Origin of the sequence: Devosia sp. 919 (assembly GCF_013185965.1) — a bacterium.
Taxonomy (GTDB): Bacteria; Pseudomonadota; Alphaproteobacteria; order Rhizobiales; family Devosiaceae; genus Devosia.
Map to the genome: position 1 here is coordinate 2,324,938 of NZ_JABAOL010000001.1, position 20,118 is coordinate 2,345,055.

19 protein-coding genes are annotated in these 20,118 nt (G+C 62.7%); 12 read left to right on the forward strand and 7 right to left on the reverse strand.

The window, feature by feature from the left end:
* Positions 1–14: 14 nt before the first annotated feature.
* The 12 genes from HRQ64_RS11390 to mazG all read left to right on the forward strand — a co-directional run bounded on the left by HRQ64_RS11390 (position 15) and on the right by mazG (position 10,853).
* Positions 15–1,034, forward strand: coding sequence for an ABC transporter substrate-binding protein (locus tag HRQ64_RS11390; RefSeq protein WP_172123361.1), 1,020 nt, complete (start codon positions 15–17; stop codon positions 1,032–1,034).
* A 26-nt stretch (positions 1,035–1,060) separates the two neighbouring features.
* Positions 1,061–2,470, forward strand: coding sequence for an amidohydrolase family protein (locus HRQ64_RS11395; protein WP_172123362.1), 1,410 nt, complete (start codon positions 1,061–1,063; stop codon positions 2,468–2,470).
* A complete protein-coding gene (locus HRQ64_RS11400; RefSeq protein ID WP_172123363.1) occupies positions 2,470–3,261 on the forward strand; it encodes an ABC transporter ATP-binding protein in 792 nt (263 codons plus the stop codon). The genes HRQ64_RS11395 and HRQ64_RS11400 overlap by 1 nt, the downstream gene beginning before the upstream one ends.
* Positions 3,261–4,019, forward strand: a complete 759-nt coding sequence (locus tag HRQ64_RS11405) for an ABC transporter permease subunit (RefSeq protein ID WP_172123364.1) — start codon at positions 3,261–3,263, stop codon at positions 4,017–4,019. Before HRQ64_RS11400 ends, HRQ64_RS11405 begins: the two co-directional genes overlap by 1 nt.
* A complete protein-coding gene (locus tag HRQ64_RS11410) occupies positions 4,016–4,789 on the forward strand; it encodes an ABC transporter permease subunit (protein ID WP_172123365.1) in 774 nt (257 codons plus the stop codon). Before HRQ64_RS11405 ends, HRQ64_RS11410 begins: the two co-directional genes overlap by 4 nt.
* A gap of 5 nt (positions 4,790–4,794) precedes the next feature.
* Complete coding sequence (locus tag HRQ64_RS11415; RefSeq protein ID WP_127753129.1) at positions 4,795–5,097, forward strand: cupin domain-containing protein; 303 nt, start codon at positions 4,795–4,797, stop codon at positions 5,095–5,097.
* Positions 5,098–5,108: 11 nt separating this feature from the next.
* Positions 5,109–5,690 (forward strand): AAA family ATPase, encoded by a 582-nt coding sequence (locus HRQ64_RS11420; RefSeq protein WP_172123366.1) that lies wholly within the window; start codon positions 5,109–5,111, stop codon positions 5,688–5,690.
* 9 nt (positions 5,691–5,699) lie between these two features.
* On the forward strand, positions 5,700–6,275 hold the full coding sequence (locus HRQ64_RS11425) for a nucleoside 2-deoxyribosyltransferase (RefSeq protein ID WP_172123367.1): 576 nt from the start codon (positions 5,700–5,702) through the stop codon (positions 6,273–6,275).
* Positions 6,275–7,675, forward strand: coding sequence for an amidase (locus tag HRQ64_RS11430; RefSeq protein ID WP_172123368.1), 1,401 nt, complete (start codon positions 6,275–6,277; stop codon positions 7,673–7,675). Before HRQ64_RS11425 ends, HRQ64_RS11430 begins: the two co-directional genes overlap by 1 nt.
* Before the next feature lie 138 nt (positions 7,676–7,813).
* Positions 7,814–8,641 (forward strand): MipA/OmpV family protein, encoded by an 828-nt coding sequence (locus tag HRQ64_RS11435; protein ID WP_172123369.1) that lies wholly within the window; start codon positions 7,814–7,816, stop codon positions 8,639–8,641.
* A 268-nt stretch (positions 8,642–8,909) separates the two neighbouring features.
* Complete coding sequence (locus HRQ64_RS11440) at positions 8,910–9,806, forward strand: rRNA adenine N-6-methyltransferase family protein (RefSeq protein WP_127753134.1); 897 nt, start codon at positions 8,910–8,912, stop codon at positions 9,804–9,806.
* A gap of 237 nt (positions 9,807–10,043) precedes the next feature.
* Positions 10,044–10,853: a nucleoside triphosphate pyrophosphohydrolase gene (mazG, locus tag HRQ64_RS11445; RefSeq protein ID WP_172123370.1), complete on the forward strand. Its 810-nt coding sequence runs from the start codon at positions 10,044–10,046 to the stop codon at positions 10,851–10,853.
* Here mazG and hflX read toward each other — a convergent pair.
* The 7 genes from hflX to dusB form a co-directional block, all read right to left on the reverse strand.
* The gene (hflX, locus tag HRQ64_RS11450) at positions 10,850–12,229 is read right to left on the reverse strand and encodes a GTPase HflX (protein WP_172123371.1); all 1,380 of its coding nucleotides are present in this window, start codon (positions 12,227–12,229) and stop codon (positions 10,850–10,852) included. The genes mazG and hflX overlap by 4 nt on opposite strands.
* 3 nt (positions 12,230–12,232) lie before the next feature.
* Positions 12,233–12,484: an RNA chaperone Hfq gene (hfq, locus tag HRQ64_RS11455; RefSeq protein WP_046138466.1), complete on the reverse strand. Its 252-nt coding sequence runs from the start codon at positions 12,482–12,484 to the stop codon at positions 12,233–12,235.
* Between the two features lie 181 nt (positions 12,485–12,665).
* Complete coding sequence (locus HRQ64_RS11460) at positions 12,666–14,045, reverse strand: sigma-54 dependent transcriptional regulator (RefSeq protein WP_127753137.1); 1,380 nt, start codon at positions 14,043–14,045, stop codon at positions 12,666–12,668.
* Entirely contained in the window at positions 14,045–16,378 is a 2,334-nt protein-coding gene (locus HRQ64_RS11465) for a PAS domain-containing sensor histidine kinase (protein WP_127753138.1), read from the reverse strand. The genes HRQ64_RS11460 and HRQ64_RS11465 overlap by 1 nt, the downstream gene beginning before the upstream one ends.
* Before the next feature lie 155 nt (positions 16,379–16,533).
* Positions 16,534–17,982, reverse strand: a complete 1,449-nt coding sequence (gene ntrC, locus HRQ64_RS11470) for a nitrogen regulation protein NR(I) (protein ID WP_127753139.1) — start codon at positions 17,980–17,982, stop codon at positions 16,534–16,536.
* Positions 17,979–19,100, reverse strand: coding sequence for an ATP-binding protein (locus HRQ64_RS11475; RefSeq protein ID WP_127753140.1), 1,122 nt, complete (start codon positions 19,098–19,100; stop codon positions 17,979–17,981). The genes ntrC and HRQ64_RS11475 overlap by 4 nt, the downstream gene beginning before the upstream one ends.
* Positions 19,097–20,101, reverse strand: a complete 1,005-nt coding sequence (gene dusB / locus HRQ64_RS11480) for a tRNA dihydrouridine synthase DusB (protein WP_349236697.1) — start codon at positions 20,099–20,101, stop codon at positions 19,097–19,099. The genes HRQ64_RS11475 and dusB overlap by 4 nt, the downstream gene beginning before the upstream one ends.
* Positions 20,102–20,118: the final 17 nt, after the last annotated feature.

Here is a 20,118-nt window from a genome sequence, read left to right on the forward strand (position 1 = left end):
TGGAGTGTGCCGATATGCTGAGACGCCAATTGCTTGCATCCGCTGCCGGGGGTCTGTTGGCCTCGGCCTTGTTGCCGCGCTTTGCCATGGCGCAGGCGAGCACGCCGTTGCGCGTGCAACTCGGCTGGATCGCCAATGTGGAATATGGCGACCACTGGATTGCGCTGGAAAATGGGTTGTTCAGCGGGGCGGGGCTGGATGTGTCGGTGAGCCCAGGCGGCCCCAATGCCCCCGATCCGTTGACCCTGATTGCGGCGGGCAATGCCGAGATCGGTTACACCAGCTGGCTGCCATTTCTGGATGCCGTTGGGCGCGGCAATGATTTCGTGCTGATCACCGCGCGCCAGCAGACTTCGCCGTTGGGGATCATTTCGCTGGCGGCCAAGCCGATTTTAACGGCCCAAGACATTGTGGGTTCGCGGATCCTGGCGCAGGGCCCCGCGGAAGAAACCGCCATCCAGGCGACGCTGGGCTTGGCGGGGCTCGACCCGGAGAGCTGGACCATGGTGCCGGCCGGGTTTTCGCCCGAGCCCCTGGTGGCAGGGGATGGCGAGGGTTACACCGCCTTTGCGGTGAACCAGACCATTACGCTCGAAAACATGGGCATGGTGCCAGAAAAGGACTTCTTTTTCCGCTCCTTTGATCAACTGGGCTTTCCCTCCTATGCGGGGCTGGGCTTTGTGTCGCGGGCATTTCTCGAGGTCAACCGGCCGGCGATCGTGGCCTATCTCGCTGCATTGATGCAGGCGTTCCAGGTCAATGAGGCGGATCTGACGCTGGCGCCCAAGCTGGCGGTGCAGAAATACGGCGCCGATTTCGGGCTCGAATTGGCTCAGCAGACCCGACAGAACGAGCTGCAGCTTCCCTTCATGCGACCGGGCGGAGATCCGGCCTACCCCATCTATGGGCTCGACAAGGCCAAGATGGCGGGCCCGATGTATGACGCGGCACGCGCAACCGGGCGCACCGAACTCCCCCCCATTGACGATATCGTCGACACCAGCCTCGCCCAGGAAGCGCTGGCTTCGCTCTGACCTGTTTATTCCAAGGAGATCACCCCATGACCCCAGACAACTTTACCACCACGGGCGAGCCGCAGCTGGTGGATGTGGTGGTGACCGGCGCCGAGATCGTGACCCTCGATGCCGAAAATCGGGTGATCAGCGATGGCACGATCGCAGTGGATGGGGGGCGGATCGTCTTTTTGGGTGAAGGGGGAGGGGGGCGAGCCTATCGGGGGCGCACCACCATCGATGCACGGGGGCGGATCGCTATGCCCGGGCTGATCGATGCGCATTTCCATACCGGACAGCAATTGCTGCGAGGAAAGCTGCAGGCGATTGCCAGGAAGCGCCCACTCAAGCTGCCGGTGTGGAAGAACTACCTGATCCCGTTCGAGAGCTGCCTCGAGCCCGAGGATGTGTATTTGTCGGGGCTCGTCGCCTACACCAACATGATCCAGGTCGGCACGACCTGTTTCGCGGAAGCCGGCGGACCGCACCCCGACGAGATGGGACGGGCAGCCATGGATGTAGGCATCCGGGGGTTTGTGTCGCTGTCGACGGTCAATCAGAGCGAGAATATTGGCGCGGAAGTGCCAGCCAATATGCTGATGACGCATGACCAGGCGCTCGAGCGCAATGTGGCGCTGGTAGAGCGCTGGCAGAGCAATGAGCGGGTCAAGGCGTGGCTCTCGCTACGGCAGGTGATCGTGTGCTCTCCCGAGCTGATCCGCGATATCTCGCAGGCCTCGCGCGAGCTGGCGGTGAAGATCCATACGCATCTGTGCGAGGGCAGCTACGAGATCGACTATACGCTCGAAAAGTTCGGACTGCGGCCGACCGAGTGGCTCGAGACCATGCAGGTGCTGGACCACAATCTGCATTGCGCCCATTCGGTGCTGCTCTCGCCCAAGGAAGTGGATCTCTACGAGAAGTACCAGCTCTCAGCCTGTCATTGCGGCTTCAACAATTATTCCATCGGCCATCCCCGGCTGATCGAAATGTGGAAGCGCGGCATCGCCATCGGGCTGGGCACGGACGGCCCGGGTTCGGCGGGGACGCTCGATCTGTTCCAGGTGGCGCATGTGGCGCGCGTGGGTCAGCAGGCGGTCAATTCAGCCGTGTTCCACCAGCGCGAGCCGATTTCCTCCGAAGAACTGCTGCGGATCGCGACGCATGGCGGGGCGCGGGCGCTGGGGATCTTCGATGAGGTGGGGAGCCTCGAAGTGGGCAAAAAGGCCGACCTCCTGCTTTGCGACACCTCGCATATGGATCATGCGCCGATCTATGACCCGCTGTTTGTTGCGGCTTCGATCCTGGTCGGCCGGGACGTGGAAACGGTTGTTGTGGATGGCAAGGTGGTGATGCAGGACCGCGCCATGCTGGGGATCGACCAGGAAGCGATCCGCGCCAAGCTCAAGGAGCGCCTGCCAGTGATTTCGGAACGGTTCGAGCGGCTGGTGGCGTGATGAGCAGCCCAATGGTGTCACAGGACTGGTCGATCAATGTCGACCGCGTGCGCAAGAGTTTCAAGCTCGACGACGGCAAGGAACTGGTCGCCATCGAGGAGGTCGATCTCAAGATCGGCAAGGGCGAGTTCGTCGCGCTCCTTGGCCCTTCGGGCTGCGGCAAGAGCACGGTGTTGCGGCTGGTGGCGGCGCTGGACAATGCCACTCATGGGCGGGTGACGGTTGAAGGGCGCGATCCGCTGGAGCTGTCGCGCGCGCACCGCTTAGGCGTGGCATTCCAGGATCATGCGCTTTTGCCCTGGCTCACCATTCACGACAATATCGCCCTGCCGTTCAAAGTGGCGGGGCGGCAGGTGGATGAGGCGCGCGTGGCCGAACTGCTGGCGTTAGTGGGGCTGACGGGGTTCGAGAAGGCGCGGCCCAAGCAGTTGTCCGGCGGCATGCGGCAGCGCGTTTCCATTGCCCGGGCGCTGGTGCTCAGGCCCGATGTGCTGCTGCTTGACGAGCCATTCGGGGCGCTCGACGCGGTGACGCGCCGGCACATGAATGTGGAACTGCAGCGGATCTGGAGCGAAGCCAAGATCACGACCCTCCTCGTCACCCATTCGGTTGAGGAAGCGCTGTTTCTCGCCGACCGCGTGATCGTGATGAGTGGGCGGCCGGGGCGGGTGATCAAATCCATCCAAGTGCCATTCGCGCGGCCGCGCAGCCCCGATGTGCAGCGCACGGCCGAGTTCCACCACATGGCCGACGAGTTGACGTTGGCGCTGGAACCCGAGGGGCTGCATTGATGCGCATCGCGAGCGACAAGGCGCAGGCGGGGGTGTTGGGGGCCATCGGCATCCTGCTGTTCTTGGGATTGTGGGAGGTGATCGGGGTCAACCGGCTGGCTGGGTTGACCTGGCCGCCGCTGAGTACGGTACTGGTGTTCATGTTCGATCCCTCGCGTCAGGCGCTGTTCTTGCGTGCGATGGGGGCGAGTTTTTCCATGGTGGCGGCGGGCTATGCGCTAGGGACGCTGATCGGCGTTGTGACCGCGGGGCTGGTGCATGTGGTGCCGGTGTTGCGGCCCGGTCTCGACCGGCTCGCCGGGGTGATCCACGCCATTCCCGCTATTGCGCTGGCGCCCTTGTTTATCGTGCTGCTCGACCGGGAACTGACCGGGATGGCGATCGCAACGCTCAATGTGTTCTTTGTGCTTTATGTCGCGACCACATCGGGACTGGCCAATTCCACGGTGACGCACCGGGACCTCTTCCAAGTGCTGGGCTCGTCGCCATTGACGCGCCTCTTGCGCCTCGATTTGCCGGCCGCACTGCCGGCTCTGGTGAGTGGGCTGAAATTTGCCATTCCTGCCGCTTTCATCGGCGCGATCCTCGGCGAATGGTTTGGCTCCTCGCGCGGGCTGGGGCTGCTCATGGTCAGCGCGATGCAGAACTTCCAGATCCCGCTGCTGTGGAGCGCGGTATTTATTGCCTCGGCGGCTTCGCTTCTGGCTTTTGGAGCGATGAGCCTGCTCGAGCGCTTTGTTTATGGGCGATACGCATGAGCACATCGGCAAAACGAAGCTTTGGCTCTACCCTGCGTACTGCCGTGTCGCGCTACTGGGGCGTCCTGGCGGTGTTGTTGGCTTGGCAGGCCTGGGTGTCGATCTCGGGCGTCAACGCCATTGTCATGCCCCAGCCCATCAATGTGCTGACGGATCTGGTCACCAATCCGATGGTGTACATCACCAATGGCGGGCAAACCTTGATACTTGCCGCCCTGGGGCTGGTGCTGGGCATGCTCCTGGGCACGATTGTTGCGGTGCTGGCCTGGACCTCGCGGCTGCTGAACGGGATCCTCGTGCCATTGGGGCTGATCTTTTCTTCGGTGCCCGTAGTGGCGCTGATCCCGGTGCTGGCGCGCCTCCTCGGCTATGACCTCAAAACCGTGCTCGCCATTGTGGTGATCATCTCGTTTTTCCCGGCCTTTGTGTTCACCTCGGCCGGGCTCAAGGCACTGCCGCCCGGGAGCGATGATCTGTTCAAGGTCCTCGGGGCCTCGCGTCTGACGCGGTTTTTCCACCTGGTGCTGCCTTCGGCCGTGCCCAACTGGATGATCGCGCTGCGCCTGGCCGCGCCGCCCGCAGTGCTGTCGGCCATGGTGGCCGAATTCCTGATGGGCTCGAGCGGGCTTGGCTACCTGTTCCGCTCGGCGGCCAGTGACTTCCAGACGGAGCGGGCCTTTGGCACCAGTGTCGTGGCCACCGTGATTTCGGTGCTGTGCTTTACCGCGGCCCTTGGGGCAGAGCGGCGCGTCAACAACAGATGGAAGTGAGCGCAATGAACGAAGATCTCGAACATCTCATCCCCGCCATCGCCACGGTGCAGGTGGACAATGAGCGGGTCAGGGCCACCCGCTACCACTTTGCGCCGGGATCGGAGACCGGCTGGCACAAGCATGGCCATGACTATGTTGTTGTGCCCACACTGGCTGGAACGCTGACCATCGTTGAACTCGATGGCAGCCGGCGCGAGGTCGCCTACCAGGTGGGGGAAAGCTATGGGCGAGTGCTGGGGGCCGAGCACAACGTGGTCAACCTTTCCGACAGCCCCGTCGAATTTGTTGAAATCGAACTGAAATAGGTTGTTTGCCGATGTCCAAAGTCACCTTGCCTCCTGATCCCTGGCAGAACGTCAAGACCCAGCACGGCATCCCTGCCGATGAGGTGATCTCGGGCCTGCAGAAATGCCTCCGGCGCGGCATGGCCGAGACCGCGCTCCTGCTGGCCTATGAGATGTATGTGACCAGCCCCGAGATGGAGGAGATGCTGTGGTCGCGCTTGTGCGTGATCGCAGTGGAGGATGTGGGGGCGGGCAATCTGAACCTGCCGGTGCTGGTGGATACGCTTTATCGCACTCATCAGCGCTATCCGCGTCCGATCGGCGACAGGTTTCTGTTTGCTGCCCATGCCATCCGGCTGATCGCCGAAAGCCCCAAGGACCGCACCACCGACGACATGGTCAATTTCGCGCGGTTGGAAAACGTTGTGCGCAACAAGGCGCCCAAAGTGCCCGACTTCGCCATCGACATGCATACCAAGCGCGGCTGGGAAATGGGCCGCGGCTACGAGCATTTCATGACTGAAGCGTCGCGCGTCGAGAACCGGATCGAAACCGGCGACACCTCTTATCGCGACCGCATCATGGCAGCCATTGCGGCGGGCGAGTTGTCCTGAGGGCGCGACATGAAAACGGTTTACCTAGCCGGCCCCGAGGTGTTTTTTCCGGACGGGGCAGCAATCACTGCGGCCAAACGCGAGCTGACCCGCAGCTATGGCTTTGTGCCCCAGGTCTGGAACGAAGAGCGGGACTGGCCCAGCGACAAGTTCGAGATTGGGGTGTTCATCGCCCGGGGCAATGAAGCGGTGATGAGCGACAGCGACTTCATGATCGCCAACATGACCCCGTTCCGGGGCATCAGCGCCGATGTGGGCACGGCCTATGAAATCGGCTTCATGTGCGCGCAAGGCAAGCCCGCTTTTGGCTACACCAATGACAGCCGGTTTTATGGGCAGCGAGCCGCCGAGGATTTTTACGGCGGCAAGGTGGCACCCGATGCCAAGGGGGTGACGCGAGGGCCGGACGGGCAAATGGTGGAAGACCACGCCATGTCCGACAATCTGATGCTGGATGGGGGCATGCATCTGCGCGGCGGGCTGGTGGCGCGGCCGCCGGCAGGCACGGTGCTGCCCTTTGGCGATCTCAGCGTGTTTGAGGCGTGCCTGGCGGCCGCCAAGCGCTTTTTCGCGACGGCTAGCTGATGGCGCCTGATGCCACGGCGCTGAGCGCGGAGCTGGCCACAGGTCGGATATCGGCGGTGGAGTTGGTGGAGCAGAGCATTGCCGCCATCGAGGCTGGCGATGGCGTGCTCAATGCGGTGGTGGTGCGCGATTTCGAGCGGGCCCGCGCGGCGGCCGGCGAGGCGGACCGGCGCTTGGCGGCGGGGGAGCAACTGCCGCTGCTGGGCGTCCCGATCACCATCAAGGAAAGCTTTGATGTGGAAGGCTTGCCCACAAGCTGGGGGTTGGAGGCTTTTCGCGGCGCGGTGGCGCGCGAGGACGCGGTAGCGGTGGCCCGGCTGCGCGCCGCCGGCGCGGTGATCCTCGGGAAAACCAATGTGTCCGAGGGGCTAGATGGCTGGAATGCCGAGAACCCGGTTTATGGCCGGACGGGCAATCCGGTGGGGGCCGGGTTGTCGCCGGGCGGTTCGTCTTCGGGGGCGGCCGCGGCGGTGGCGGCAGGCTATGTGCCGCTTGATATCGGCTCGGACCTGGGGGGCTCCATCCGCGGGCCGGCGCAGTTTTGCGGCATCTGGGGCCATGTGGCGAGCATGGGGCTGATCCCCTTGCGCGGGCATGCGCTGGCTGGGCGCAAGGCGCGGTTCGACCTGTCCTGTCCGGGGCCACTGGCGCGGAGCGCGCGGGATCTTGAGTTGGGGCTCACGGTCATGGCGGGGCCCGATGCCGATGAGGCAGTGGGATATACGCTGACGCTGCCGCCGCCAAGGGTGGAGAAACTAAGCGAGTTGCGGGTCCTGGTGCTGGAGGAGCATCCGATGGTACCCACCGATCCCGAAGTGCGGGCAGGGGTGGCGCTGGCGGCGGAACTGCTCGGGCGGGCAGGGGCGAAGGTGCGGCGCGCCGAGGGCGTGATGCCCGATGTCGAGGAGGCGACGCGGATTTATCTGCGGCTGCTTGGGGGCGCGGTGGCGCTGGGGCAGACGGCGGAACAGCTGGCAGCGGCACGCGAAGAACTCCTGGGGCTTGATCCTGGAAGTATGGCGGCGTGGCGCATCGGCGGCATGGTGGCGAGCCATGCCGAATGGATCGAGGCCAATGAAGCGCGGGTGAAGCTGCGCTGGGCCTGGCAGGAGGTGTTTCGCGATTGGGATGCGCTGATCTGCCCGCCCATGTCGGTGGCGGCGCTGGGGGAAGCGGAAGCCGCGGCACCGAGCGTGTTGGTGGATGGCGTTGCCATGGAGCGGGGCGACAGCGTGGCCTGGACCGCCTTGGGAAATGGCGCGGCGCTGCCGGCCACGGTGATGCCGATAGGGCGCATGCGCGACGGCCGGCCCACCGGCATCCAGATCATCGGGCCTTATTTGGAAGATCGCACCACGATCTCCATCGCAGGACTGCTGGCCGCCGCGCAATGTCGGTAAAAACCGCGTTTGTGAAAGGTTGATGCAAGATAGGAGCAGTATTGTGCTCGAGCTTCAAGCAAGGCATTGATTCGCCGGTGCGATGAAGGCAGGATCCTAGACAAGGTGGAACAAGTGCGACACGACTTCACAAGCCGCTTGAAGCGCAAGGCATTGCTGAGCGCCCTTGTTCTTTCGCCAACAGTCGCCCAGGGGGCCGACTTCGATTCCTTCGGTGCGGCCGCAACCGAGCTCGTGGCGATTGAAACGAGCAAACCTGACCTGATCTTCGAGTTGGGCCTTGGTGTCGGCACTGCCCCAATCTATCCGGGCTCGACCGAGTACGGCATGACGGTCAACCCAATCATTCGCGTTGAGCGTCTCAATATCCCCGGGCTTATCGATATCGGCGGAGAAAAGTCCGCCGGCGGTTTGCGGTTCGGCCCATCCTTTGCGGTGCAAGGGGAACGGATCAGTTCAGACCACGAGCAGCTCCTGGGACTGGACGACGTCGATACGACCTACGAGGTCGGCGGCCGAGTTGGCTACGAGTTCATTTTCAGCGACGTGCTCAGTACGGAGCTATATGGGCAGGCACGCTACGCCTTTGGCGGTGCGGAAGGGCTCGTCGGGGAAGTGGGACTGGACGCGACGGCTCGCCTGACACCGCAGCTTGAGGTTGTGGGCGGCGTATACGCGAGCATGGCGGGCGAGGACTATGTGGACACCTATTTTGGCGTGACGGCGCCGGAGGCCATAGCGAGTGGCGGGCGTTTGGACGCGTATGATCCTGGAGCGGGTGTAACGGCGGTTGGCGTCAAGTTGGCCGCGCGGTACGAATTTATCCCGGATACTTTTTTCAATGCGAGTGCCGAATATAGCAGGCTGGTGGCCGATGCTGCCGACTCTCCAGTCGTGCAACTGGGTACCGAAAACCAGTTCGTTGTTGGCGTTGGCCTGTCCAGACGATTTTCGTTCAACTATTAGGTGCCAGACCAAGATTGGGGAATCCGTCGCCCTCGCACCTGCGCAGCAGGCACTAGGTCCATCAGACCTGCCTGTCCGGGCGCGTGCCGCCATAAGGGCAGGGTGCTCGCTACCGCCCGATCAAGCCCACGTCAGGAAAGCCTGATTGGGCTCCGACCAGCGGAGTAAGGCGTGCCAACATAAGACATGTTGCGGCGTACGTTCTGGTCATCTGCCCGCGGTCGCTCTAGTCTCGGAAAGACGGAGGCGGAACGGAGCGGGGCTGATTTTGAGCACCACTGACCTGGAGATCGTTCGGCGTGGCTACGCCCGGCAAGTAACAGCGCTTCTGGGCGCCCGCAACGAGAGGCTCGAAGCGGCTTTTGCCGCTGTGCCACGAGAGCGCTTTCTGGGGAGCGACCCCTGGTATATCGTCAAACGGGCTCAGGGCTTTGTTCGCCTGCCAGCCAACGACCCGGTCTATGTGTATCAGGATGTGCTGATTGCCCTCGACGAAGAGCGAGGCATCAATAACGGTAGCCCGTCTTTGCATGCCAGCATGCTCGACGCCTTGGCTCCCAAGCTTGGCGACACCGTCGCCCATATCGGTGCTGGAACAGGCTATTACAGCGCGATCCTTGCTGAACTGGTGGGAGCAACGGGCCGCGTTGTTGCCGTGGAATTTGATCACAACCTCGCCCAGCAAGCGCACAGCCACCTCGCTGATCGGCCCAATGTCGAGGTCATCACCGGTGATGGGGGCGATTGGCCTCGGGAGGACGTTGAAGGCGTTTATGTCAACTTCGCGGTGGAGCGGCCTGCCGAGCCATGGATCGACCGCCTCAAGATGGGCGGACGCCTGGTATTCCCGCTCGGGGTCGCAAGCCCGGCCAAGCCAAATGGCGCCAGGTTTGCTCAAGGTGTGGCGCTACGGGTCGAAAAGGCAAGCGGGTTGCATCCTGCAAGCATTATCAGCCCGGTCAGCTTTATCTTCGCGGAAGGCGCGGCCGGCACGCCAGACCCCGGTCTCGTCCAGGCATTCAAGGACGGTGGCGTGGAGCTCGTACGAAGCCTGGCCTGGCACCAGGAAGTGGACCCGGCCAGGTGCTGGCACGTTGGGGCTGGGTGGGCGCTTTGTTATGGAGGCGTTGCGCAGGGCTTAGGGCCAGAAGGCAGTGCGAGATGACGGGCGTCTGCCAGCCGACACTGCTGGCCGTCTATAACGCATGCATCTTGCTGCGCTTCAGACACATCGCAGTTCCATAATATATCTTATGCGAACTGCGGATGTGCAGAAAACCGTGGCTGCTGACGGCTTGGCGAACCCGCCTCACCCGCTCTAATTGGCTGTTGCCGTGCTGGGCTACTGGCAAGCCCTAGGCATTGCTAAGCTGTCGGCGCTGATTCCAATCAAGGTTCCTCCATGCAACCCTCGCGCGAAATTTCACGGCTAATCGAGATCATGGCGGCGCTGCGTGATCCGGTGACGGGTTGCCCGTGGGATCTGGAGCAGACCTTTGCCACCATCCGGCACTACACGATCGAGGAAGCCTATGAGGTCGCCGACGCCGTTGAGCGCGAGGACTTCGCTGATCTGCGCGAAGAACTGGGTGATCTGCTGCTGCAGCCGATCTACCAGGCGCAGCTGGCCAAGGAAGCTGGGCACTTCGATATTGGCGATGTGATCTATGCCATCACCAGCAAGCTGATCCGCCGGCATCCGCATGTGTTTGGGGATCTCGATGCCAATGATGCGGAAGCGGCCCAAAGCCGCTGGGAAGCCATCAAGGTCGACGAACGCGCCGCCAAGGCGGCTCGCAAGGGCGAGCAGACGCCTTCAGTGCTCGATGATGTCCCCTCGACGCTGCCAGCGCTTGCCCGGGCCGAGAAGCTGACCAAGCGTGCGGCTCAGGTTGGCTTTGACTGGCCCCACTATGCAGCGGTCAAGGAGAAGCTGCTGGAAGAGCTGGCTGAAGTCGACAGCGCGCGTGAAATGCAGGATCAAGCCGCGGTGCAGGAGGAAATCGGCGACCTGCTGTTCGCCGCCGCCAATCTGGCCCGTCAAGCCGGCGTTGATCCAGAAGCGGCGCTGCGGGACGCCAACAGCAAGTTTAGCCGGCGCTTTCACTATGTGGAGGCGCGGTGCCGCGAGGACGGCGTTGCTGTCAAGGACGCTGGGCTTGAGCGCCTTGACAGCTATTGGAACGAGATCCGTGCCGCGGACAAAGCCTAGGCTTCGACGCTTTCGATCCGGCCATTGAAGCGCTCGAGGAAGGCCGCTTTCTGGCGCGGTTCGACGCGCACCACATAGCCCGAGCCCTGCTCATTGGGTTCGTCGCGCGAGATGATCTCGGAATGGGCATGCAGCCAGCCGATATCGCTGCCGGCGCTGTGGGGCACATGCACATGATAGGTGCGGCTCTTGTCGGCGAGCGCGGTCTCGACCGCGAGCTTTAGCTCGTCGAGTCCCTGCCCGGTTTTGGCGGAAACCTGTACCACTGCCGCGACCTTGCCGGCCGGGCTGACCGAGGCGAGCAGCGGATCATCGCCGTCAGCGACGGGTGCCAGCAGATCGATCTTGTTCCACACTTCGATGACGGGCGTGGTTTCCGGTGAAACGCCCAAGTCACCCAGGACCTTGAGCACATCGAGCGCCTGCGCCAGATGGTCATTATTGGCGATGTCGCGGACGTGGAGAATAACGTCTGCATCCACCACTTCTTCAAGCGTGGCGCGGAAAGCAGCAACGAGGTCGGTGGGTAGATCGGCAACGAAGCCCACAGTGTCGCTGATCATCACCTCGCGCCCATGCGGCAGCTGCAGCTTGCGCACGGTGGTGTCTAGGGTAGCAAAGAGGAGATTCTCGGCGAACACCCCTGCCCCGGTCAGAGCATTGAACAGGCTCGACTTACCGGCATTGGTATAACCCACCAGCGCCACAATGGGGAACGGGGTGTCGTCGCGCTGCCGCCGCTGCTGAGCGCGCGTCTTCTTGACCTTTTCCAGCCTATCCTCGAGCAGCACAATCCGATCGGTCAGCTGCCGCCGATCGCTTTCGATCTGGGTTTCGCCCGGGCCGCCCATGAAGCCCAGGCCGCCGCTGCCGCGCTGCCGCTCAAGGTGGGTCCAGGAGCGCACCAGACGGCTCTTCTGGTAGTTGAGGTGGGCCAGTTCCACCTGCAGCACGCCTTCGCGGGTTGCCGCGCGCTCGCCGAAAATCTCCAGGATCAGCGCGGTGCGGTCGAGCACCTTAGCGCCGGTTTCTTTTTCGAGATTGCGCTGCTGGATCGGCGTCAGCGCCGCATCCACCAGCAACAAGTCGATATCCTCGTTCTTGACGCGCTGCGCCAGGGTTTCCACGTGGCCGCCGCCAAGAAAAGTGGCCGGCTTGATCTCGCGAACCTTGAGCACCTCGGAGAATACGATGTCGAGCCGAATGGCTCCAGCGAGCCCCTCGAACTCGGACTTGCGCGATTCGATGGTATGGGCGGAGGAACTGCCGCGCACATCGGGGCAAATCAGGCCGGCGCGCGTGGGTACCTCGCGCCGGTCGATAAAAGCTTGGGGTCCGCCTGGCAGGTCGTCGTCTAGCTCGTCGTGATCGGTCATGGATTAGTCGCTGTCTTGGTTCTGCTCCGGATCGAAAAGCTGGATTGGGGCTCCGGGCATAATCGTCGATATCGCGTGCTTGTAAACGAGCTGCGACTGCGCATCGCGCCGCAGCAGCAGGCAGAAATTGTCAAACCAGGTGATTACTCCCTGGAGTTTGACGCCGTTCACCAGGAATATGGTGACCGGTACCTTCTGCTTGCGCACGTGATTGAGAAAGGAATCTTGCAGATTCTGCTGCTTTTCACTGGGCATTCAGGCCTCTTTTATGCGGCAGTCTTGTTGCGCGACGCCTCTGATTGAGCGTCTGTATGGTCCCCGGAAGCACCGCGTTGTTCCGGTTTATGGGGTCGTCGTTTGTTCCGGCACTATGGCACGCCTGCTTTTTGCTGCCTACCCGCGGCGGCTGCATGGCTCGGCTACGTTTTCCTCGGTCTTAGAGTCCCAGCGACTTGATCTTGCGATGCAAAGCACTGCGCTCCATACCGACGAACTCCGCAGTCTTGGAGATGTTCCCGCCGAAACGCTCGATTTGCGCCAGCAGATACTGCCGCTCGAACACTTCGCGCGCGTCGCGCAGCGGCAGGCTCATCAGATGGGCCGACGAGTCGGTGTCCCCTACGGTTGGCAGCACCTCGCCGATATCAGACGGCAGCATGGCTGCGCTGATTGTGCCGTCTTCGGGCTGCTGGTCCTTCATCAGAATCAGGAGCCGTTCGATCGAGTTGCGCAACTGGCGGGCATTACCGGGCCATTCCTGTGCCTGGAGCACCGCCATGGCGTCGTCGCCGACGGCCAGGCGCTGAAGATTGTGCATGCGGCAGACCTGCTCAATGAACACGTTGACCAGCGGCGGCACGTCTTCGCGCCGCTCCTTAAGGGGCGTGATCGGCAAGGGCACGATGGAAAGGCGATGGAACAGGTCGCTGCGGAATTCTCCCGACTCGATCTGCGCGGCAACGTTCTGCGAACTCGAGGCGATGATTCGAACATCGATCGGCACCGCCTGGGTTCCGCCGACACGATTAAAGCGGTTCTCGACCAGCGTACGGAGCAAGGCTGCCTGGGTGGCTTGCGGCAGCGTAGTAACCTCGGAAAGGTAAAGTGTGCCGCCATGAGCTTTTTCCAGCGCTCCGACTTCAACCTTGAGCACGCCGGACTTGTCGCGGGTTTCGCGCCCAAACAGCACCACCGGCACTTCTTCCGGGGCGTAGAGGGAGGCGTTGATCTCGACAAACGGCGAATCGGCGCGAGGGCTGCGTTGATGCAGCAGGCGCGCGACGAGCCCCTTGCCAACGCCTGAAGGGCCGGAAATGAAGATGCGCGAATTGGTGGGCGCGGATTTCTCGATCAGGCCGCGGACCTGCTGGAGCGCGGGGGAGCTGCCCACCATTTCGCTCTTGGTGGCCGATCGCTCCTTGAGCTCGGCAACCTCGTTGCGCAGGCGCGTCGCTTCCATCGCTCGCTGGGTGATATGGAGCAGCCGGTCAATCTTGAACGGCTTTTCGATATAGTCATAGGCGCCGCGGCGGATGGCGGAAACGGCGGTTTCAACATTGCCGTGGCCCGAAATCATTACCACCGGCATTTCGGGGTGCTGGGACTGGAAGACATCGAGCAATTGCAAGCCGTCGAGCCGCGAGCCCTGCATCCAGATGTCGAGGAAAACGAGGCTGGGCCGCCGGCGGGCGATCTCGTTGAGACCGCTATCGGCGTCATGAGCCTGGCGAGCTTCAAAGCCTTCGTCCTCAAGGATGCCCGCAATGAGTTCGCGGATGTCGTCTTCGTCGTCGATGATCAGAATGTCGAGTGCCATTAGGTGTGAACAGCCGCTTGCATGAGCGGTTCCTCCTGTTGGGATGGCCATTGTTCCTGCCGCGAGGAACCGGCGTTATCCGAAAAGCTGTGGGGCGAGCGGAGGGGCAGCGTGAAGGTCACGCAAGCCCCTACCCGGCCGCTGGGATCTGGTTCGGCGTCGACCAGCTCGACGATACCGCCATGCTGTTCGACAATCTTGGCGACGATGGCGAGGCCCAGCCCCGTGCCCTTTTCGCGCGTTGTCATATAAGGCTCGAGCAGCCGCTGCCGGTTGTCCTTAGGCCAGCCCTTGCCGTTGTCAGAAACGGTGACCCGGGCGAAATTGCCTTCAAGTTGCGCCGCGACCGTGATGGTGGGCTCCCAATCAGGACCAGTCGGCACCGACTCGAAAGCTTCCACCGCGTTCTTGATGAGGTTGGTCAGCGTTTGGGAGATCAGGCGGCTGTCAAAGAAGGCAATGATGGCCTTTTCGGGCAGATGCGTGATGATGTTGAGATCCGGCAAGCGGACGCTTTCCAGGAACACGGCTTGGCGCACGGTATCTGACAGATCGGCCGGTTCGGGCGCCGCTTCTGGCATGCGCGCGAACGCCGAGAACTCGTCGACCATCCGACCGATATCGCCAACCTGCCGCACGATGGTGTTGATGCACTTGTCGAACACATCGCGATCATCTTCGAGCTTGGCGCCATAGCGACGGCGCAGGCGCTCGGCGGAAAGCTGGATGGGGGTCAGGGGGTTCTTGATCTCATGGGCCACGCGTCGCGCCACGTCGGCCCAGGCGCTGGTGCGCTGAGCCGATTCGAGATCGGTGATATCGTCAAAGGTCAGAACATAGCCCTTGGATTCGGCGATGGAGCCTTCGCGGGTGAGCTGGACCTGATAGGTGCGCCGGTCCGTTTCGTTGCCGAGCTGGATCTGATCGCGAACCTGGCCGCGACGCGCCGAACGGGCTCGCTCCAGGATGGGTGCGAGTTGGCTCATCACATCCTCGATGCGCTTGCCCATCAGGCTGATTTCATCGGTGTCGAGCATCTCGCAGGCGCGGGCATTCACGAGAGTTACCGCGCCAAATGAGTCGAGGCCAATGATGCCGGCGGAGACGCCCTCCACCACCGCTTCGGTGAACTGCCGACGCTTCTCGTTCATCTCGTTGGCCGTCAGCAGCGCTTCGCGCTGAGAGCGCAACTGCTGGGTCATGCGGTTAAAGCCAGTGGAGAGATCACGCAGATCGCCCCTGCCCTCCTGCACGGGCACCTGAACGTCCAACTCGCCGCGGCTGACGCGGGAGGAGGCGATCATCAGGTTACGGATTGGGTCGACGAACCGGTTGGCGAGCGCAATGCCGGTCCAGAGGGCGGCGAGGAGCAGCACCACCGCGAGACCGATATACATGATGGTAAAGGTGATCTGCAGCACCAGCCGGTTGGAGGCGTATTCCCGGTACTCGGTGATGTTCTCGTCGGTGAGGCGCATATATTCGAGCACCTCGGCGTCAACCGGCCGGGCGACGAACAGGAAAGTGTCGTCATAGCCGCGCAGCTTGACGATGGAGCCGACCAGATTGGTCTTGCCCGGGGCAATTGAAGTCGGAGCCCCCTCCCCCACGCCTTGGGTGATTCCCTCGGGTAGCTTGGGATAAGCGCCTTGGACGGCAATCTGGGCACGCATCAGCGTTTCACCGTCGCCGGTGATCAGCGAGGTGAAAGGGAGCGAGCGGGTAATGGCCAAGGCAGTCAGGATGCGTCGGAAGCGGTCTTCGTCCTCCTCGAAGGTGCCATGGGCCTGCTCAAGTTCAGCCGCCACCCAGATGATGTCGTCGCGCAGCACCTGGGCATGCTCGAGCATGTAGGAGCGGGCGACGAGGCGCGAGCTTTCTACCATGGCTCGGGTTCGCTCGGAGAACCACTGGTCGAGCCCCTGGTTGAGCGCCAGCGAAGCCACGACGGCAACGATCACTGCGGGAACCGCCGCCACAAAGGCGAACATGCCGACCATCTGGATCTGCATGCCGGCGCCTGCCTGACGGCGCAGGCGCGCCTGCACCAGCAAGGTCGCCTCGGTCACCACCAGCGCGATCACCAGCAGTACGAGGATGCCAGTGACGATCCAGATTGCGGTCCACACCTCCGGGGATGGCTCGATCCGCGTGATGCCAGACAGAATCAGGAAGGACAGCGAGGACATCAGCACCGATGCCACTACGACCACAAAGCCCAGAACGCGGAGCGGTCCATTGCCAGCGGCGGCAAACAGCGAGCGCGACTTTGCTGCAGCCTTCGCTGGCCGCCCCGCCTTGTATCGGATGATCCTGCTTGTCGCTTCGGTCAAATCGTGGTCCGGGCCCGTTGCTGCCGTGGGGAGGCGGAGCCTGACCCAATTCGCTCCTTCCTTCAAGATAATTGTTGCCGAAATGTGACACCCGCGGCCGCGGCGCGGCCGTGCTTCCGCTGCGTGGAGCGGTTTTGGTCTCTAATCGACCCGGATCAGCCGTTGCGTCGGCTGTGTTTTACAATTTCGATGCTGTGAGTGCGGATCTTCTTGCGTAGCGTGTTGCGGTTCAGGCCCAGCAGGTCCGCGGCCTTGATCTGATTGCCACCGCAGGCGTTGAGCGCCATGGCGATTAGCGGGGCTTCCACCTTGTCGATCACCCGCTGATAGAGCCCGGCCGGGGGCAGATTGGGCTCGTACTCGCGCAGCAGTTGCCCCACATGGGTTTCCACCGCCATGGAGACGTCGACAGGACCGCTGGGGGCTGACGAGGGGGAGCGATCAATGATGTTCAGTTCGTTCTGGACGATCTCGGCGGAAATGTTCTCGTCGACATAAAGGGCAGAAAGCCGGCGAACGAGGTTTTCCAGCTCGCGCACATTGCCGGGCCAGGCATAGTTCTGCATGAGCCGAATGGCTTCGGGCGTGATGGTCTTGGGCGGCTCGCCTTCCCGTTGGGCCGAGCGCAGGAAGTGGGCTGCGAGGTCACCGACATCCTCCACCCGCTCGCGCAGCGGCGGCAGCCGAAGCGGCACGACATTGAGGCGATAAAACAAATCCTCGCGGAACAGTCCTTGCCGGATCATCTGGCTGAGGTCGCGGTGAGTGGCGGCGACGATGCGCACATTGGTCTTGATGGCGCTGCGACCACCGACCATCGTGTACTCTCCCTCCTGCAGCACGCGCAGAAGCCGGGTTTGCGCGTCCATCGGCATGTCGCCGATTTCATCGAGAAAGAGCGTGCCCCCTTCGGCCTGCTCGAAGCGGCCAGAAGAGCGCGCATTGGCACCGGTGAACGCCCCTTTTTCATGGCCGAACAATTCGGCCTCAATCAGGTCGCGGGGAATGGCGGCCATGTTGATGGCTACAAACGGGCCATTGCGGCGCTTGCCGAAGTCGTGGAGCGCGCGCGCCACCAGTTCCTTGCCGGTGCCGCTTTCGCCGTTGATCATGACGGTAAGGTCAGTCTGCATCAGCCGGGCAAGAGCGCGATAGATGTCCTGCATCGCGGTGGAGCGGCCCACCAGCGGCATGGTTTCGCCTGGATCTTCCGCCTTGCGTTCGGCGGGTGTGGGCTTTTTGGCATCGGCCAGTCCGCGTGCGACAACCGACAGGACTTCGGTGATGTCGAACGGCTTGGGTAGGTATTCGTAGGCACCAACCTCGGAGGCGCGAATTGCCGTCATGAAGGTGTTCTGGGCCGACATCACGATCATGGGCAGGTCCGGCCGGATCTTCTTGATCTTGGGCATGACCTCAAAGGCATTGCCGTCGGGCATGGCCACATCAGTGATGAGGATGTCCCCTTCCCCGCGGCTGACCCAGTTCCACATGGTGGATATATTGCCCGTGGGACGAACCTCGTAGCCCGCACGGGTCAAGGCCTGGTTGAGCACCATGCGAATGGCGGCATCATCATCGGCAAGCAGAACAACGTGACTCATGGAGCCGAAACCTCTTCGGATGGCGCTTGAGAAACGCCACTGGCGACCGGAAGGAGAATGCGGAAGCGCGTGCGGCCGGGGCGGCTCTCGCAATCGATGACACCACCATGATCACCGACGATCTTGGCAACAAGGGCAAGGCCAAGGCCCGAGCCATTGGTCTTGGTGGTCACGAATGGATCAAACAGGAACGGCAGAATATCGGGAGGGACTCCCGGGCCATTGTCTTCGATCACGATCTCGAGTGGCAGCGAGATACGTTCGGAAACGCCGGTGACGCTGATGCGAATGCCGGGGCGAAACGCCGTTGTGAGCCTTATCTCGGGTTTTTGCGTGCGCTCCAGTGCCTCGGAGGCATTCTTGACCAGGTTGATGAACACCTGGATCAGCTGGTCGCGATTGCCGAGCACTGGAGGCAGGGACGGATCGTATTCCTCAGAAAAGGCAATGCCGCGGGCAACACCATTGCGCGCGAGCAGCTTCACCCGATCAAGGATGACGTGAATGTTGATAGCGTCTCGTTCCATCGGCCGCTCGTCGCCAAAGACCTCGACGCGGTCGATCAGGTTGACGATGCGGTCGGTTTCCTCACGGATGAGTCGGGCGAGCGGAATTTCCTCGCTGGCAACGGATTGTTCCAGAAGCTGCGCGGCACCTCGGATCCCTGAAAGCGGGTTCTTGATCTCATGGGCGAGCATGGAGGCCAGGCCGGTGACCGAACGGGCGGCACCGCGCGAAACCATCTGCCGGTCGATCTTGTCGGCCATGGTGCGCTCCTGGATGAGGATCGCGATGCGGCCATCGGTGTCGGAAATCGGGCTGGCAAACACGTCGGCAATGCGCTCGTCACCGAAGCGCGATGAACCCACCCGCACGCGATATTCCGTCATCGGTGCCCGCCGGGTAGCAACGGTATCAACGAGCCCGATAATGGGCGAGCCGAAGGCAATGAGATCATCAAGCTTTTGGCGGCTGAGAACGCTGAGCGAAGCGCCGAAAAACGCCTCGGCGGCGTAATTGACGAAGGTGATCTGGCGGTCTTCCGCGCAGACGATGATGGGCTGTGGCAACGCCTGCAGCACGGCGGTGGACGGGAACTCATCAAGCGTCGCGTTCAAGCGGCAACCCTCCAGTCGGCGGCATAAAGGCGAGAGATCATGCTGAGCACCTCAGGCGGCGACTCACAGTTAAGCAGCGCGGTGCGAGTGGCTTTGTCGAAGGAAAGATCCGCCGCTTCCGCATACCAGTCGAGGTGCTTGCGGGCGGCGCGAAGGCCAACAGCGGTGCCATATTCAAGCAGGATCGCTTCGTAATGCTCGGCGACGAGTTCGGCCAGCGCAGTGCCGATCGGTGCCGGAGCGGGCGCTTCGCCAGCAAGCTCGGCGCCGATTTGACCCACCGCCCAGGGGCGGCCTTGGGCCCCCCGGCCCAGCATCACCGCTGCAGCGCCCGACAGGGCCAGCGCCTCGCGCGCCGTGGCGAGATCGATGATGTCGCCATTGACCACAACGGGCACTGAGACAGCCTCAACCACGGCGCGCACGCGGTCCCAGCGGGCCTGGCCCTTGTAGAATTGCTGGCGAGTGCGCCCATGCACCGTGATCATCTGCGCTCCCGCCTCGACCGCCCGTCGGGCGATTTCGGGCGCGTTGAGCGTGTCGTCGTCCCAGCCCAAACGCATTTTCACCGTGACAGGAAGCGGAGTGGCGGTCACAACAGCATCCACCAGGGCAATGGCCTGATCGGGCACCCGCATCAGGGCTGAACCGGAATACCCGTTGGTCACCCGCTTGGCGGGACAGCCGAAATTGATGTCGATGATATCAGCGCCAGCCTCATAGGCCGCGCGCGCCCCAGCGGCCATCCACTCTGCTTCGCAGCCGGCCAACTGTACCATATGCGGCAGGGAGCCGGCGGGCTTGCCGAGCTTGCGCACCATGTCCTGGTGTCCGGTGGTGAGCGCGGCGCTGGCGATCATCTCCGACACTACCATGCCGGCACCGAAGCGCTCGGCCAGGGAGCGGAACGGGCGGTCGGTTATGCCCGCCATTGGGGCCAGCAAGGCATTGTTCGGAAGCTGATGCTTTCCGATGCTCAACGCGCAGGCAAACTTACTCACCAACTGCCCCGGATTTA

Excerpts from the sequence above, each read along its gene's own strand:
- HRQ64_RS11390 (WP_172123361.1), top strand. The coding sequence starts at position 15 with ATGCTGAGACGCCAATTGCTTGCATCCGCTGCCGGGGGTCTGTTGGCC.
- HRQ64_RS11395 (WP_172123362.1), top strand. The coding sequence starts at position 1,061 with ATGACCCCAGACAACTTTACCACCACGGGCGAGCCGCAGCTGGTGGAT.
- HRQ64_RS11400 (WP_172123363.1), top strand. The coding sequence starts at position 2,470 with ATGAGCAGCCCAATGGTGTCACAGGACTGGTCGATCAATGTCGACCGC.
- HRQ64_RS11405 (WP_172123364.1), top strand. The coding sequence starts at position 3,261 with ATGCGCATCGCGAGCGACAAGGCGCAGGCGGGGGTGTTGGGGGCCATC.
- HRQ64_RS11410 (WP_172123365.1), top strand. The coding sequence starts at position 4,016 with ATGAGCACATCGGCAAAACGAAGCTTTGGCTCTACCCTGCGTACTGCC.
- HRQ64_RS11415 (WP_127753129.1), top strand. The coding sequence starts at position 4,795 with ATGAACGAAGATCTCGAACATCTCATCCCCGCCATCGCCACGGTGCAG.
- HRQ64_RS11420 (WP_172123366.1), top strand. The coding sequence starts at position 5,109 with ATGTCCAAAGTCACCTTGCCTCCTGATCCCTGGCAGAACGTCAAGACC.
- HRQ64_RS11425 (WP_172123367.1), top strand. The coding sequence starts at position 5,700 with ATGAAAACGGTTTACCTAGCCGGCCCCGAGGTGTTTTTTCCGGACGGG.
- HRQ64_RS11430 (WP_172123368.1), top strand. The coding sequence starts at position 6,275 with ATGGCGCCTGATGCCACGGCGCTGAGCGCGGAGCTGGCCACAGGTCGG.
- mazG (WP_172123370.1), top strand. The coding sequence starts at position 10,044 with ATGCAACCCTCGCGCGAAATTTCACGGCTAATCGAGATCATGGCGGCG.
- hflX (WP_172123371.1), bottom strand. The coding sequence starts at position 12,229 with ATGACCGATCACGACGAGCTAGACGACGACCTGCCAGGCGGACCCCAA.
- hfq (WP_046138466.1), bottom strand. The coding sequence starts at position 12,484 with ATGCCCAGTGAAAAGCAGCAGAATCTGCAAGATTCCTTTCTCAATCAC.
- HRQ64_RS11460 (WP_127753137.1), bottom strand. The coding sequence starts at position 14,045 with ATGGCACTCGACATTCTGATCATCGACGACGAAGACGACATCCGCGAA.
- ntrC (WP_127753139.1), bottom strand. The coding sequence starts at position 17,982 with ATGAGTCACGTTGTTCTGCTTGCCGATGATGATGCCGCCATTCGCATG.